Source organism: Cupriavidus necator N-1 (assembly GCF_000219215.1).
GTDB lineage: Bacteria > Pseudomonadota > Gammaproteobacteria > Burkholderiales > Burkholderiaceae > Cupriavidus > Cupriavidus necator.
On the sequence record NC_015726.1, the window covers coordinates 2,042,085 to 2,057,458 of the forward strand.

At 66.1% G+C, this 15,374-nt stretch carries 15 protein-coding genes; all 15 read right to left on the reverse strand.

What is annotated here, in order from left to right:
• Positions 1 to 23: 23 nt before the first annotated feature.
• A complete protein-coding gene (locus tag CNE_RS09615; protein ID WP_013956946.1) occupies positions 24 to 806 on the reverse strand; it encodes a TrmH family RNA methyltransferase in 783 nt (260 codons plus the stop codon).
• 25 nt (positions 807 to 831) lie between these two features.
• Positions 832 to 1,548 carry a ribonuclease HII gene (gene rnhB / locus CNE_RS09620; protein WP_013956947.1) on the reverse strand — a complete coding sequence of 239 codons (717 nt, stop codon included), beginning with the start codon at positions 1,546 to 1,548 and terminating at the stop codon, positions 832 to 834.
• Positions 1,548 to 2,756, reverse strand: a complete 1,209-nt coding sequence (gene lpxB / locus CNE_RS09625) for a lipid-A-disaccharide synthase (RefSeq protein ID WP_013956948.1) — start codon at positions 2,754 to 2,756, stop codon at positions 1,548 to 1,550. Before lpxB ends, rnhB begins: the two co-directional genes overlap by 1 nt.
• 12 nt (positions 2,757 to 2,768) lie before the next feature.
• Entirely contained in the window at positions 2,769 to 3,572 is an 804-nt protein-coding gene (gene lpxA, locus CNE_RS09630; protein ID WP_013956949.1) for an acyl-ACP--UDP-N-acetylglucosamine O-acyltransferase, read from the reverse strand.
• A gap of 132 nt (positions 3,573 to 3,704) precedes the next feature.
• Entirely contained in the window at positions 3,705 to 4,154 is a 450-nt protein-coding gene (gene fabZ / locus CNE_RS09635; RefSeq protein ID WP_013956950.1) for a 3-hydroxyacyl-ACP dehydratase FabZ, read from the reverse strand.
• 11 nt (positions 4,155 to 4,165) lie between these two features.
• The gene (gene lpxD / locus CNE_RS09640) at positions 4,166 to 5,257 is read right to left on the reverse strand and encodes a UDP-3-O-(3-hydroxymyristoyl)glucosamine N-acyltransferase (protein WP_013956951.1); all 1,092 of its coding nucleotides are present in this window, start codon (positions 5,255 to 5,257) and stop codon (positions 4,166 to 4,168) included.
• 53 nt (positions 5,258 to 5,310) lie between these two features.
• On the reverse strand, positions 5,311 to 5,838 hold the full coding sequence (locus tag CNE_RS09645) for an OmpH family outer membrane protein (RefSeq protein WP_013956952.1): 528 nt from the start codon (positions 5,836 to 5,838) through the stop codon (positions 5,311 to 5,313).
• Positions 5,839 to 5,861: 23 nt separating this feature from the next.
• On the reverse strand, positions 5,862 to 8,195 hold the full coding sequence (gene bamA, locus CNE_RS09650; protein ID WP_013956953.1) for an outer membrane protein assembly factor BamA: 2,334 nt from the start codon (positions 8,193 to 8,195) through the stop codon (positions 5,862 to 5,864).
• Between the two features lie 100 nt (positions 8,196 to 8,295).
• Positions 8,296 to 9,699 carry an RIP metalloprotease RseP gene (gene rseP / locus CNE_RS09655; RefSeq protein WP_013956954.1) on the reverse strand — a complete coding sequence of 468 codons (1,404 nt, stop codon included), beginning with the start codon at positions 9,697 to 9,699 and terminating at the stop codon, positions 8,296 to 8,298.
• A 107-nt stretch (positions 9,700 to 9,806) separates the two neighbouring features.
• Positions 9,807 to 10,988 carry a 1-deoxy-D-xylulose-5-phosphate reductoisomerase gene (gene ispC / locus CNE_RS09660; RefSeq protein ID WP_013956955.1) on the reverse strand — a complete coding sequence of 394 codons (1,182 nt, stop codon included), beginning with the start codon at positions 10,986 to 10,988 and terminating at the stop codon, positions 9,807 to 9,809.
• An 11-nt stretch (positions 10,989 to 10,999) separates the two neighbouring features.
• Positions 11,000 to 11,821, reverse strand: a complete 822-nt coding sequence (locus tag CNE_RS09665; protein ID WP_013956956.1) for a phosphatidate cytidylyltransferase — start codon at positions 11,819 to 11,821, stop codon at positions 11,000 to 11,002.
• A 36-nt stretch (positions 11,822 to 11,857) separates the two neighbouring features.
• On the reverse strand, positions 11,858 to 12,628 hold the full coding sequence (locus tag CNE_RS09670) for an isoprenyl transferase (protein ID WP_013956957.1): 771 nt from the start codon (positions 12,626 to 12,628) through the stop codon (positions 11,858 to 11,860).
• Between the two features lie 44 nt (positions 12,629 to 12,672).
• Positions 12,673 to 13,233: a ribosome recycling factor gene (gene frr, locus CNE_RS09675; protein WP_013956958.1), complete on the reverse strand. Its 561-nt coding sequence runs from the start codon at positions 13,231 to 13,233 to the stop codon at positions 12,673 to 12,675.
• 114 nt (positions 13,234 to 13,347) lie between these two features.
• Entirely contained in the window at positions 13,348 to 14,058 is a 711-nt protein-coding gene (gene pyrH / locus CNE_RS09680) for a UMP kinase (protein WP_013956959.1), read from the reverse strand.
• A gap of 271 nt (positions 14,059 to 14,329) precedes the next feature.
• Positions 14,330 to 15,208: a translation elongation factor Ts gene (gene tsf, locus CNE_RS09685; RefSeq protein ID WP_013956960.1), complete on the reverse strand. Its 879-nt coding sequence runs from the start codon at positions 15,206 to 15,208 to the stop codon at positions 14,330 to 14,332.
• Positions 15,209 to 15,374: the final 166 nt, after the last annotated feature.

Consider the following 15,374-nt stretch of genomic DNA (forward strand, 5'->3'; position numbering starts at 1 on the left):
CTTCTTGCGCTGCCGGCGCAGCCTCAGGCGGCACGCCGCTGGCGCACTGCCTCGAACAGGCAGATCGCGGTCGCCGCCGCCACATTCAGCGATTCCAGCCCGCCCGGTTGCGGGATGCCCACCTTGCGCGTGACGTGTGCCATCCAGCCGTCGCTGACCCCTGCCCCCTCATTGCCGACCACCCAGGCCACCGGCCCGCGCAGATCGGTGTCGAATACCGCGGCATCGGCATGCGACGAAGTCGCCAGCAGCGGCACCGCAAGGCGTGGCGCCAGCGACTCAAGCGTGCAGTGCTCGACGATATTCAGGTGAAAGTTGGCACCCATGCCGGCACGCAGCGTCTTGACCGACCAGGCAAAGGCACAGCCGGTGGCAAGGAAGGCATGCTGGATGCCGGCGGCAGCGGCGCTGCGCAGGATCGACCCGACATTGCCGGCATCCTGCACCCCGTCCAGGATGATGCAGTCTTGTTCGATGCGCGCCGGCAGGTGGCCGACCGGCGTCTCGATCACCAGCATCAGGTCGATGCCATTGACCACGCCGCTGATCTGCGTGAACAGTGCATCGGCCAGCACAACCACGCGCTCGGCCTCGATCAGCGCCAGCACTGGCGCCACCTCGGCGTGGTCATAGTGGCGCTCTGACACCAAGCAGGTGACGGGCTGGCCGCGTGCGGCGACGTAGGCTTGCGCCAGGTGCACGCCGTCGAGCAGCGACTGCCCGGCCTTGCGGCGCTGGTGCGTGGAAGTGGCCAAGGCCTTCAAATGCTTGAACAGCGCGTTGTCGCGCGAGGTGACGTGCTTCACGATGCGGGGATGAGGTAGGTGCGCTTCACTGCACGACCGTGACCGAAACCGAGGCGGTGACCTCAGTCACTTCGGCCACTGCGGTCATGCCGGTGAACATGGGCCGCTGTTCCAGCGCCTCGCGCACGGGCGCAAACGAACGGCGGTGGTGCGGCGTGGCGCCGAACTCAGCCAGCGCGGCCAGGTGCTGCGGCGTGCCATAGCCGACGTGCGAATCGAAGCCGTATTGCGGATAGCGCTCGTGCAGCAACATCAGTTCGCGGTCGCGCGCCACCTTGGCCAGGATCGACGCGGCCGAGATCGCCCTGACCAGCGCATCGCCCTTGACGATGGCTTCCACCGGGAACGGCACCCGCGGGCAGCGGTTGCCGTCGACCTGGACCAGGTCCGGCACGATGCCGCTGGCGGCCAGTCCCTGCACGGCGCGCTGCATTGCCAGCATGCTGGCGTGCAGGATGTTGAGTGTGTCGATCTCCTCGACCGTGGCGAAGGCGATATGCCAGCCGAGCGCGCGTTCGCAGATCTTGTCGTAGAGTTGTTCGCGCTTGGCGGCGGTCAGGATCTTGGAGTCAGCCAGGCCGCGGATCGGACGCTTCGGATCCAGCACCACGGCGGCGGCATAGACCGGCCCGGCCAGCGGTCCCCTGCCCGCTTCATCGACGCCGCACAGGCGCTGCACGGCGGCAGCGGCCGGGGCAAGATCCAGCCCCATCTGCGGCGATTCAGCATCGCGGCGCGCCATCAGACGGTCCCCCGGCTGTGCATCAGGTCCACCACCACATCGGCGGCCAGTTGCGCGGTATTGCACTTGAGCGTCTCGTGCATGCGGGTGAAATGCTCGTAGAGGAAGGCGGTGTTGCCCTCGTCGTTGAGCTGCAGCAGCGTTTCGCGGGCCAGCGCCTCGGGCGTGGCATCGTCCTGCAGCAGTTCCGGCACGACGAAGCGCCCTGAAAGGATATTAGGCAATCCCACGTACGGCAGGTAACCCTGCCGCTTCATGATCTGCGCGGTCAGCCAGGGCACCTTGTACGAGATCACCATGGGCTTCTTGTACAGCGCCGCTTCCAGCGTGGCGGTGCCGCTGGCCAGCAGCACCACGTCGGCAGCTTCCATCGCCTGGTGCGACTTGCCGTCGACGATGGTCAGGCGCAGTTCGGGATACTGCGCGTGCAGCGCTTCGATAATGGCGCGCAGCGGCGCGCTCGCCGCCGGCAGCACGAACGCCAGGTTCGGGTCCATGCGCTGCATTTGCGCCATCGCCGCAAAGAAGGTGGCGCCAAGGTTGCGCACCTCGGACTGGCGGCTGCCCGGCAGCACCGCCACCACCCGGTGCCCGGCGGGCAGGCCGAGCTCGGCGCGCGCCCCGGCGACGTCAGGCACCATCGGGATCACATCGGCCAGCGGATGGCCCACGTAGGTGGCGGGAATGCCGGCCTTGGCGTAGATCTCGGGCTCGAACGGGAACAGGCACAGGATGTGGTCCACCGCGCGCGCGATGGTGCGGATGCGCCCGCCGCGCCAGGCCCAGATCGACGGGCTGACAAAATGCACCACAGGGATGCCGGCACGGCGCAGCGGCACTTCCAGGCCGAAATTGAAGTCCGGGGCGTCAACCCCGATAAAGCACTGCGGCGGATTGGCCAGCAGCCAGTCGCGCACCGCGCGCCGCGTGGCCAGGATCTCGCGCAGCGAGCCCAGGACCTCGACATAGCCGTTGACCGACAATGTTTCCATCGGCCAGCGCGAGGTGAAGCCCTGCGCCATCATGCGCTTGCCGCCGATGCCGGCGTACTCGACCGTATCGCCCAGGCGGGACTGCAGCCCGCCCATCATCAACGATGCCAGCAGGTCGCCTGAGGCCTCGCCGGCCACCATGGCGATGGTGCCGCGCTGGTCCGCGGCGCTACCGTTGCCCGTGGGCAAGCCACCCCGAATTGCGGCGTCGACCATTGCGGTCCGGCCTCAGCGTACGATGCCGCGCTGGGTGGCGGCAAGGAAGTCGACAAACGCCTGCAGCGGCGCCGCAGTGCCTGCATCAGCCTGGCCCAGCAAGGCCACGATCTCGTTGCGCGCCTCGTCGAAGCTGAGGTCGGACTTGTAAAGCAGCTTGTAGGCCTGGCGCAGCGCGGCGATCTGGCCGGCGTCGAAGCCGCGGCGGCGCAGCCCCTCGACGTTGACACCGTGCGGCGTGGCCTTGTTGCCGCTCTTGTCACTGGCGGCGATCACGAACGGCGGCACGTCCTGCACCAGCGCCGAGGCGCCACCCAGCATCGCATGGGCGCCGATGCGCACGTACTGGTGTACGCCGCTCATGCCGCCCAGGATCGCCCAGTCGCCCACTTCAACGTGGCCGGCAATCTGCGCGTTGCTGGAAAACACCGTGTGGTTGCCGACCGTGCAGTCATGCGCGATATGCACGTAGGCCATGATCCAGTTGTCGTTGCCGAGACTGGTCAAGCCGCGGTCCTGCACCGTGCCGGTGTGGATCGTGGTGAATTCGCGGATGGTGTTGCGGTCGCCGATCTCGAGCCGGGTCGGCTCGTTGCGGTACTTCATGTCCTGCGGCACGCCGCCGACCGATGCGTAAGGGCCGATCGTGTTGCCCTCGCCGATCGTGGTGTAACCCTCGACCGTCGTATGCGAGCCGATCCGGGTGCCGCTGCCGATCCGCACATTGGCGCCAACGATGGAGAACGGGCCGACGGTCACGTCGGATGCCAGCTCTGCCTTCGGGTCAACCAGTGCGGTGGGATGGATTTGCGTCATACGTCTGTCCTCTGGTGTGTCTGGTGAAGGATGGGCCCATGCACGGGGCAAAGGTTCCCGTCCGGGCCGCTCGCACCCGTCAATCGGGGCGCGGCGGACGGCCTGCGGCGGTGCCGCGGGCCGTGCTCGGCCTCACTCGGCCTGCTTCACGGTGCACATCAGCTCGGCCTCGCAGGCCACCTTGTCGTCCACCGTGGCGAACGCCTTGAACTTCCAGATGCCGCGGATATAGCGTTCGACTGTCACGTTCATGTGCAACTGGTCGCCCGGGTACACCACCTGCTTGAAGCGGGCCCCGTCGATGCCGACAAAGTAGTACAGCGCGTCTTCCTTGCGCTCCATGTCGGCGCCGAAGGTCAGCAGGCCGGCCGACTGCGCCAGCGCTTCCAGGATCATCACGCCAGGCATCACCGGATGGCCCGGGAAATGGCCCTGGAAGAACGGCTCGTTCATGGTGACGTTCTTCAGCGTCTTGATGCGCTTCTGCGGATCGAACTCCAGCACGCGGTCGACCAGCAGCATCGGATATCGATGCGGCAGCAGCTTGAGGATCTTGCGAATGTCGATGTCGGCTGCGGTCATGATGATTTCTCTTAGTCTTGTGAGGGTTGGGACCCGGCGGCCTGGCCGCGCAGGCGGCGTTCCAGCGCCACCACCCGTTCGCGCAGCCTGGTCAGGCCGCGCACGATGGCTGCATTGCGTTCCCACTCGCCGTGCGGCAGGAACGGGAAGACGCTGGTGAAATGCCCCCCGGGCTTGGTAATGGATTTGGTGATCGAGGTGCCGCCCGACACCGTGGTGCGGTCGGCAATATTCAGGTGGCCGGAAAAATTGGCGGCCCCGCCGATCACGCAGAAGCGCCCGATGCGCGTGCTGCCCGATACCGCGGCGCAGCCTGCGATCACCGTATGGGCCCCGACACGCACGTTATGCGCGATCTGGACCTGGTTGTCGATCTTGCAGCCGTCCTCGATCACGGTGTCGGCCATGGCGCCGCGGTCGATTGCCGTATTGGCGCCGACCTCCACGTCATTGCCCAGCACCGCGCGTCCCGTTTGCGGGATCTTTACGTATTCCACGCCGGTTGCGCTGATGTCCGGCGCGAAGCCAAAGCCGTCCGCGCCGATCACCACGCCGCTGTGCAGGATTGCGCGGGCGCCGACCACGCAATGGTGGTAGACCGAAACATTGGCATAGAGCAGCGAATCGTCGCCGATCTCTACCTGCGCGCCGACATAGCCGTTGGCCAGGATGCGCACCCGCTCGCCCAGGCGCGCGCCGCGCTCGATGACCACGTTGGGGCCGATGTAGCACGAAGCCGGCACCACCGCGTCGGGCGCCACGGTCGCGCGCGGATCGATGCCGGTGCGGGTATCGGTGTTGGCGGCGCGGTCGAAACGCTGCGCCACGCGGGCAAAGCATACGTAGGGATTGCGCGCCACCAGCCAGTTGCGGCCGTCCGCCCTGCCCTCGGCGCGAACGCGCTCGAGGTCGGCTGTCGAGACAATCACGGCGCCGGCCTGCGAATCCAGCGCCTGCTGCAGGTAGAGCGGATTGGACAGGAACGAGAGCTCGCCCGGTCCGGCCTGGTCCAGGGGAGCCAGGCCGACGATCGCCAGGTCGGGGTCACCCACAACCTGCGCGCCGTTCTCGGTGGCGAGCTGACCCAGTGTGGGTGTCTGCATGGCGGTACTTCCTAAAAAAACGAAAGACGAAAGAACGTGAGAACCGGTGCGCCTTAGCGGGCGCCGGCGTTCAGCGCCTTCATCACGTCGTCGGTGATGTCGATGCGCGGGTTCACGTACACCGCTTCCTGCACGATCAGGTCGTACTTGCGCTGCTCGGCCAGCTGGCGGATCACGCGGTTGGCGCGCTCCAGCACCTGTGCCAGTTCTTCATTGCGGCGCTGGTTCAGGTCCTCGCGGAACTCGCGCTGCTTGCGCTGGAACTCGCGGTCCATGTCAGCCACTTCGCGCTGGCGGCGCTGGCGGTCGGAGTCGGCCAGCACGGCCGTGTCCTTGTCGAGCTTGTCGGCCATGCCCTTGATCTTCTGGGCCATGTCCTGCAGCTCGCGGTCGCGCTTGGAGAATTCCTGCTCCAGCTTGACCTGCGCAGCCTTGGCCGGCTGGGAGTCGCGCAGGATGCGTTCGGAGTTCACGGCGGCAATGCGCGCCTCCTGGGCCGAGGCCGGCACCGCGGCGCAGATGGCAGCCGTGGCGAGCGCGGCGGCGCCCAGGGATTTGACCAGTTTGGATGTTGTAATCATTTGAAACAGATCCTTTATCAGAATCAGAATGCCGTGCCGATCTGGAACTGGAAGCGCTGGACCTTGTCATTGGTGTCGCGCTTGAGCGGGAAGCCCATGCTGATCTTCAGCGGGCCAATCGGCGACAACCACGACATGCCAAAGCCGGTCGAGTACTTCAGCTCGCTGAAGCTCAGCGGCTGGCCTTCCTGGTAGACATTACCGAAGTCAAAGAACGTGAACAGGCGCAGCGTGCGGTCCACGCCCGAGCCCGGCAGTGGGAAGATGAACTCGACGTTGCCGATCATCTTCGAGGCACCGCCCACCGGGTTGCCGTTCTGGTCCTTCGGGCCCAGCGTGCTGGTCTGGTAGCCGCGCACCGAGCCGATACCACCAGCGTAGAAGTACTTGAACACCGGGAAAGGGGTGTTGCCATAGCCGTGGCCATAAGCGACTTCGCCGTTCAGTGCCAGCGTGAAGGACTTCGAGATCGGATAGAAGTACTGCTGCTGCACGCTGGCGCGGTAGTACTGCGTATCGCCGCCCGGCAGGCCGACTTCCAGGTTGGCCTGGGTGTACGGGCCCTTGGTTGGCACCAGCGCGCTGTCGCGGCGGTCACGTGCCCAGCCGATGGTGAACGGGAAGTTGTTGATGCCGTCGCCGCTCTGCTTGCCGATCTTGTTCAGCCAGTCGGTGTACTGGGTCGGCGTGTTGACCGACGTATACACCTGGGTCCGTTCGTAGCCGATGCCGAAGAACACCGTATCGACTTCCGAGAACGGCACGCCGAACTTGAAGCCGCCGCCAGCGGACACGATCTTGTAGTCCTGGTCACCGGTGTAGTACAGCGGGCGCGAAGTACGGTAGTAGATGTCGGTCGAGCGGCTGATGCCGTCCACCGTGAAATACGGGTCGTACTGCGTCAGCGCGATGGTCCGGAACGACTTGGCGGTGTTCACGTCCAGGCCCAGGCTGGTGCCGGAGCCGAACACGTTGTCCTGGCGCAGGCCGGCCTGCAGCACCAGCTTGTCGGTGGACGAGAAGCCCACGCCCAGGCTGATCTGGCCGGTCGGCTTTTCAGTCACGTTGACGTTCACATCGACCTGGTCGGGCGCGCCCGGCACGTCTTCGGTGGTGATGTTGGTGTCGGTAAAGTAGCCGGTACGGTTGATACGGGCTTGCGACTGCGTGAGCTTCTCGCTGTCGAACCACGAGCTTTCCATCTGGCGCATCTCGCGGCGCACCACTTCGTCGCGGGTCTTGCTGTTGCCCACCACGTTGACGCGGCGCACGTAGACGCGGCGGCCCGGGTCGACCATCAGGGTCAGCGCGACTTCACGCTTTTCCTTGTCGATCTGCGGCTGCGGGTTGATGGTGGTGAACGCGTAGCCGTACGTGCCCAGCAGGTCGGTGATGGCCTTGGTGCTCTGCGTCAGCTTCTCGGACGAGAAAATATCGCCCTTCTTCAGCTGCAGCAGTTTTTCCATTTCCTCCTGCTTGCCGAGCAGCTCGCCCGCCAGGCGCACGTCGGACACCTTGTACTGGTCGCCTTCCTTGATGTTCAGCGTCAGGAAGATGTCCTTCTTGTCCGGCGTGATCGACACCTGGGTCGATTCGATCGCGAACTCCAGGTAGCCGCGGTTCAGGTAGAACGAGCGCAGCGCTTCCAGGTCGGCGGTCAGCTTCTGCTTGGAATACAGGTCGTTCTTGGTGTACCAGGACAGCCAGTTCGGCGTGGACAGCTGCATCTCGTCGCGCAGCGCGCCTTCCTTGAAAGCCTTGTTGCCGACGATATTGATCTGGCGGATCTTGGCGACCGGGCCCTCTTCGACGTTGAACACGACCGAGACGCGGTTGCGGTCCACCGGCGTGATCGTGGTCTGCACGTCGGCCGCATAGTAACCGCGCGCGACGTACTGGCGCTTGAGCTCCTGCTCGGCCTTGTCGATCAGTGCCTTGTCGTAGTAACGGGCTTCGGCTACGCCAACGGCACGCAGCGAACGGCGCATCGTGTCCTTGTCGAATTCCTTGATGCCGACGAATTCGAGCTGCGAGATCGCCGGCCGCTCTTCGACCTGGACCACCAGCACGCCTTCCTCGGCGCGGATCTGCACGTCCTTGAAGAAGCCGGTATTGTAGAGGGCACGGATGGCGTCGGCGCCCTTGTCGTCGGTGAAGGTTTCACCGACGCGCACCGGCAGGTAGCCGAAAACGGTACCCGGCTCGACGCGTTGCAGGCCCTCAACGCGGATGTCCTTGACGACGAACGGATCGGCAGCCCAGCCCGCCGGGCTCCAGGCTGCAATAACGGCACTCGCCAGCAAGCCCAGCGAAATGCGCTTATGTCTGATCAATGTTGATCCCCTCTTTGATTCCATCCAGGATTGCGCTCCGATGCCTTATTGGACTGCGCCTGGCAAATGGCGTCCCTGGCGACGGTGCCCGACGACACCACCGCCCCCTTGCCGACACACGTTTCTAGCCGTTCGCCAGAAACATTCGGCTGACGTCATTGAACAAAGCGAGCGAAGTCAGGAGCAAGATGCAGGCGATGCCAACCTTCTGCAGCATTGCCTGCCAGTGGTCTGGGACGGGCCGGCCAGTCAAAAATTCCACGCAATAATACAGCAAATGCCCCCCATCCAGAACCGGAATGGGTAACAAATTGAGTACTCCAAGGCTTACGCTGACCAATGCCAGGAAGCTGACAAAGGCCTGCAGGCCAAGGTTTGCGGCACGCCCCGCGTAGTCCGCCACGGTCAGCGGACCGCTCAGGTTCTGCAGCGAAGCCTGCCCCACTAGCATCTTGCCCAGCAGCTTGAGCGAGAGCGCGCTGGTGTCCCAGACCTGGCCGGCCGCGCGCGCCAGTGCCTGGTCCGGCCGGTAGCGCACGGTTTCCATCTGCACGGCCTGGCTGAGCGCCGCGCCGAGCTTGCCCGCCGGCGCCGGGGTGGCGCCGCTCGCGTCCTTGGCGCCATCACGCGCCACGGCGGTGTCGAGCGTCACCGGCACGTCCAGGCGCTTGCCGTCGCGCTCGATGCCCAGTGTCACGGTCTGGCCGGGCTGGCTGCGCACCGCCTTGATCAGCGCGCTGGCCTGCGTGAGCGGGCTGCCCTGCCAGGCAACGATGCGGTCGCCCTGTTTCAGTCCGGCGCGCTCGGCGGCCGAGTCCGGCAGCACCTCGGTAATCGTCACCGGCCCGCCTTTCAGGTTCAGGCCTAGCGTGGCCAGCGGATCCTGTTCGGGATTGCCGCCGGTATTGGGCAGGCGCGGCAGCGTGACGTCGCGCTCTGTCCCGTCGGCGCCCCGTACGCGCAGCACGGCGCGCGTATCGCCAAAGCCCTCGGCGAATACGGCCATGCGCAGGTCATTCCAGGAGCGCACCGCTTCGGTATGGCCATTGGCGGTCAGCAACAGCACCCGGTCGCCTTCGCGCATGCCGGCCTGCGCCGCCATGGTGCCGGCCGCGGGCGCGGCCACCACCGGCACGGGTTCGCGCATGCCGCCGGCAAAGAGCGCAAAATACAGCACGATTGCCAGCGCAAAATTGGCCAGCGGGCCGGCCGCCACGATCACGAAGCGCTTGCCGACCGGCTGGCGGTTGAAAGCCCGCGGCAGGTCGGCCGGGTCGATCGGCGTATCGCGCTCGGGGTCGACCTCGCGCTCGTCCAGCATCTTGACGTAGCCGCCCAGCGGGATCGCCGCCATCGTCCATTCAGTCCGGTCGCGGCTCTTCGAAATCCAGCGCACCAAGGGCCGCCCGAAGCCGATCGAGAAACGCAGCACCTTCACGCCGCAGGCGCGCGCGGCGAGGTAGTGCCCCATTTCGTGCACATAGATGAGCACGCACAAGGCAACGATGAAAGCGAGTACGGTTTGCATGGAGTCGGGACGTCGGTAACGATGGCTGGACGGGCGCGCCGGCCCCCGGGGGACCCGGGGCCGCCGCAGCCGCTATTGTCGCAGATGCGGCAAGCCGCCCCGCCGCATCAGCGGTTCGCAGCCAGGGCGGCCACGCTGGCGCGTGCCGCCTCGCGCGCCAGCGCGTCGGCTGACAGCACCGCTTCGAGCGTATCGGCAGGCCCTTGAGGTGCCGCCTCCAGCACCTGCCGGACGATGCCGGCAATGTCCGTGAAGCGCACTTTGCCGCCCAGGAATGCCTCGACCGCCACCTCGTTGGCCGCATTGAGTGCCGCTGGCGCCACCCCGCCAGCGCGCAGTGCATCGAAAGCCAGGCCCAGGCACGGGAAGCGCACCAGGTCCGGCTTCTCGAAGTGCAAGCCTCCGGCCACCGTCAGGTCGAGCGGCGTCACGCCCGCGTCGATCCGTTCCGGATATGCCAGGCCATAGGCGATCGGCGTGCGCATGTCCGGGTTGCCCAGCTGCGCCAGCACCGAGCCATCGGTGTAGGCCACCATCGAATGCACGATGCTCTGCGGATGGATCAGTACCTCGATGCGCTCGGCGGGGGCACCGAACAGCCAGTGCGCCTCGATGACCTCGAGGCCCTTGTTCATCATGGTGGCGGAGTCGACCGAGATCTTGCGGCCCATGACCCAGTTGGGATGGGCGCAGGCCTGGTCGGGGGAAATATCGTGCAGCGTGGCCGGGTCGCGCGTGCGGAACGGCCCGCCCGACGCGGTCAGCAGCACCTTGGCGACGCCCCGGCCGTAGCGCGGATCGTCGGCCGGCAGGCACTGGAAGATGGCGTTGTGCTCGCTGTCGATCGGCAGCAGCGTGGCGCCGTGCTCGCGCACCGCATCCATGAAGATGCGGCCCGACATCACCAGCGCTTCCTTGTTGGCCAGCAGCACGCGCTTGCCGGCACGTGCTGCCGCCAGCGTCGGGCGCAGGCCGGCGGCGCCGACGATGGCGGCCATCACCGCATCGGTCTGCGCATCGGCGGCCACGGATTCCAGCGCGGCTTCGCCGTGGCTGACCTCGGTCTTCACGCCGGCCTCGCGCAGCAGCGTTTCCAGTTCGCGCGCTGCCTCTGCGGTCCCCACCACGGCGCGGGCCGGGCGGAATTCAATGCACTGCTCAGCCAGCTTGCGCACCTGCCGGTGGGCGGTCAGCGCATGCACCGCATAGCGGTCGGCATGGCGCCTGATGACGTCGAGCGTGCTTTCGCCAATGGAGCCGGTGGCGCCCAGGATGGTAATGCGATGCATAGCAGACGGCTTCAGAGAAAAATCAGCATCAGGGCCGCCAGCGGGAACACTGGCAGCAAGGCGTCGATCCGGTCCAGCACGCCACCATGGCCGGGCAGCAGCCGGCTGCTGTCCTTCTTGCCAACCTGGCGCTTGAGCAGCGATTCGAACAGATCGCCGACCACGCTCGCCGCGACCAGCAGCGTGGTCAGCACCGCCACATAGGCCAGGCCGCCACGATCTCCCATCGCGGAGAACCACGTCGGTGCAAAGGCATGGGTGGCGGCGAGCGCCAGGCCGATCACCAGCGCCAGCAGCCAGCCGCCGATGGCGCCCTCCCAGGACTTGCCCGGGCTGATGCCAGGCGCCAGCTTGCGCCGGCCGATGGCCTTGCCGGTGAAATACGCGCCGATATCGGCCGCCCACACCAGCACGGCCGCGGTCAGCAGCACGCCGATGCCGGCGCCGCGCAGGATCATGGTGGCATGGGCGAACGCGGGCAGCATCACCAGCCCCAGCACCGCGCCCAGGGCGGTAAACGACGGCGTCGCGGTGCGCACGCCGCGCGCCAGCAGCACCACCGCGACGCCCCAGCAGACCACCGCGGCTTCAAGCAGCCAGGTGATGGCGTGGCGCAGCGGCAGGTCATGCCAGGCAATGGCCGCGATCAGGCACGCCAGCGCATAGACATAGGGCCACGGCCCGCGCAGCCCGATCAGGCGGCCGAATTCCCAGCCGGCCAGCAGCACGATCACGGCCACCAGCCCGGCCAGTGCCGCGGGCGGCGCCAGGAACAGGATTGGCAGGATCAGCAGCAACAGGCACAGGGCGGTGATGACGCGGGTGAGGAGCATGCGCTGCAGTCCCGTGAGAGGTTGGAGTTGCCAGGGTCAGGCGGTACCCGATAGTCCCGGGGCGACCAGCTGTGCGCTGGTGCGGCCGAAACGGCGTTCGCGCTGGCGGTACGAGGCGAAGGCCTTGTCCAGTTCCGCGGCGTCGAAATCCGGCCAGAAAACGTCGGTGAAATACAGCTCGGAATACGCCAACTGCCACAGCAGGAAATTGCTGATGCGCTGTTCGCCGCCGGTGCGGATGAAGAGATCCGGCTCCGGCGCATAGGCCATCGCCAGGTGCGGCGCCAGCACCGATTCGTCGATCGAGGCCGGGTCGAGCATGGGCGAGCGCGCCAGCATCTTGCGCATGGCCTGCAGCAGGTCCCAGCGGCCGCCGTAGTTGGCGGCGATGGTCACGGTCAGGCCGGTGTTGCCGGCCGTGCGCGCCTCGGCATCGCGGATCATCTGCTGGATGCGGGGGCTGAAGCGGTCCAGGTCGCCCACCACCCGCAACCGGATGTTGTTGGCGTGCATCTTCACCACTTCGCGCCGCAGGGCCATCATGAACAGCCGCATCAGGAACGAGACCTCATCCGCCGGGCGCCGCCAGTTCTCAGAACTGAAGGCGAACAGCGTCAGGAACTGCACGCCGCGGGCGGCGCTGGCTTCCACCACCGCACGCACCGCGTCCAGCCCCCGGGTATGCCCGGCAACGCGTGGCAGGTGCCGCTGGGTCGCCCAGCGGCCGTTGCCGTCCATGATGATGGCAACGTGGCGGGGGACGTAGGAGGTATCGGGTACGTCGAGCGTTGAACTGATGTGCTGCATGATGGCAGACGGTCGTTGACTGCCCCGGCCATGCCGGGACGGGGTCAGACCGTCATGATCTCCTTCTCTTTCTCGGCGACCATCTTGTCGATCTCGGCCACGTACTTGTCGGTCAGCTTCTGCACTTCGTCCTGGCCGCGGCGCTCGTCGTCCTCGGAAATGGTCTTGTCCTTGACCAGCTTCTTGAACTGCTCGTTGGCATCGCGGCGCAGGTTGCGCACGGCAATCTTGGCGCCCTCGGCCTCGCTCTTGACGACCTTGGTCAGCTCCTTGCGGCGCTCTTCGGTCAGTGCGGGCATCGGCACGCGGATCACTTCACCCATGGTGGCCGGGTTCAGGCCCAGGTCGCAGTCACGGATGGCCTTCTCGACCGCGCCCACCATCTTCTTTTCCCAGGGCTGCACCGTGATGGTACGCGCATCGGCCAGGCCGATTGCCGCGACCTGGCTGATGGGAACCATCGAGCCGTAGTAGTCCACCTGAACATGGTCGAGCAGGCCGGTGTGGGCACGGCCGGTGCGGATCTTCGCCAGATCGGCCTTGAAGGCTTCGATCGACTTCTGCATTTTTTGCTCGACGCTCTTCTTTGTGTCGGCGACGCTCATTTTTACCTCCGGAAATCAGCCAACCATGATCCCCCTGGCGGGGATCGAAAATGAATCATTCTACTCTTTGCCCGGCCGGATACCAGCGTTGCAGCGCGGCATCCGGCGCCGGACTCACACGTGCACCAGGGTACCCTCGTCCTCGCCCAGGATCACCCGCTTGAGCGCGCCCGGCTTGACGATCGAGAACACCTTGATCGGCAGCTTCTGGTCACGGCACAGCGCAAAGGCGGTGGCGTCCATCACCTGCAGGTTGCGGGAGATGGCCTCGTCGAAGGTGATGGTGGTGTAGCGCGTGGCGCTGGGGTCCTTCTTCGGGTCGGCGGTGTACACGCCGTCCACCTTGGTGGCCTTGAGCACGATCTCCGCCCCGATCTCGGAGCCGCGCAGCGCGGCGGCGGTGTCGGTGGTGAAGAACGGGTTGCCGGTGCCGGCGGCGAAGATCACCACCTTGCCCTCTTCCAGCTGGCGGATCGCGCGCGGGCGGATATAGGGCTCGACCACCTGGTCCATGCGCAGCGCGGACTGCACGCGGCCTTCGATATTGGCGTGGCGCATCGCGTCCTGCAGCGCCAGTGCGTTCATCATGGTGGCCAGCATGCCCATGTAGTCCGCGGTGGCGCGGTCCATGCCGGCGGCGCCGCCGGCGACGCCGCGGAAGATGTTGCCGCCGCCGATGACCACCGCGACCTGCACGCCGAGCTTCACGATCTCGGCAATGTCGTTCACCATCGCCTCGATGGTGGAGCGGTTGATGCCGAAGGCATCTTCGCCCATCAGGGCTTCACCGGACAGTTTCAGAAGGACGCGCTTGTAGGCTGGCATGTTCACCCTCGGACAGGAGCAAATCGCTCGGTTGAGACGATCTTGAGACGTATGTTTTGGCGCCGGCGGCACGGATCCTCGTGCCGCCGGCGGAAGAAAGCCGGTTTTCGGGGTGCCCCGGACTGCCGGACCACCACGGAAACTGGCTGCTGCGGTGCAACGCGGCATGCGCAGCGTCGCACTACTTATGCAGAGGGGCACCTTACGGCGCCCCTGCGGCATTATAGGCGCCCGGACCAGCCCGAACGGGCAGTCCGCGGCGCCCCGGACATCAGCCCTTCTGGGCAGCGGCCACCTGGGCGGCCACTTCAGCGGCGAAGTCGTCCTGCTTCTTCTCGATGCCTTCGCCCACCACGAACAGGGTGAAACCCTTCACGGTCGTGTTGGCGGCCTTCAGCATCTGCTCAACCGTCTGCTTGTCGTTCTTCACGAACGGCTGGTTGAACAGCGAGACTTCCTTCAGGTACTTCTGCACCGAACCCTCGACCATCTTGGCGACGATTTCGGCCGGCTTGCCCGACTCGGCAGCCTTCTGCTCGGCAATGCTGCGCTCCTTGGCGATCAGCTCGGCAGGGACCTGCTCGGCCGACAGCGACACCGGCTTCATCGCGGCCACGTGCATGGCCACGTCCTTGGCGGCGGCTTCGTCGCCATCGAACTCGACCATCACGCCGATGCGGGTGCCGTGCAGGTACGACACCAGCTTGCCGCCGTTGGCGTAGCGGGCAAAGCGGCGGATCGTCAGGTTCTCGCCGATCTTGCCGATCAGGGCGGTGCGGGTGGCTTCAACGCTCACGCCGTCGATTTCCAGCGCCGACAGGGCGGCCACGTCGGCCGGGTTCTGCTTGGCGATCAGTTCGGCAACCTTGGCCGAGAAAGCCAGGAAGTCGTCATTCTTGGAGACGAAATCGGTCTCGCAGTTCAGTTCGACCAGCACGCCGGTGGTGCCGTCGATGAACGATGCGACCACGCCTTCAGCGGTCACGCGCGACGCGGCCTTGCTGGCCTTGTTGCCCAGCTTGACGCGCAGCAGCTCTTCGGCCTTGTCCAGGTCGCCGTCGGCCTCGGTCAGGGCCTTCTTGCATTCCATCATCGGCGCGTCGGTCTTCGCGCGCAGTTCTGCAACCATGCTTGCGGTAATTGCCGCCATTTGTCACTCCTTGAATGGTTCACGCCGGCTGCCGGCAGTCGCCTGCGGCACCCGGTCGGTGGGTCTACAGCACACCCGCGGCAGATACTGCCTGCGGCGGGTGACAACAATTCAAATTCAAAAAAAGGGGGCGCCAGATGTGCCCCCTTTTTATTGCCCTTCTTGC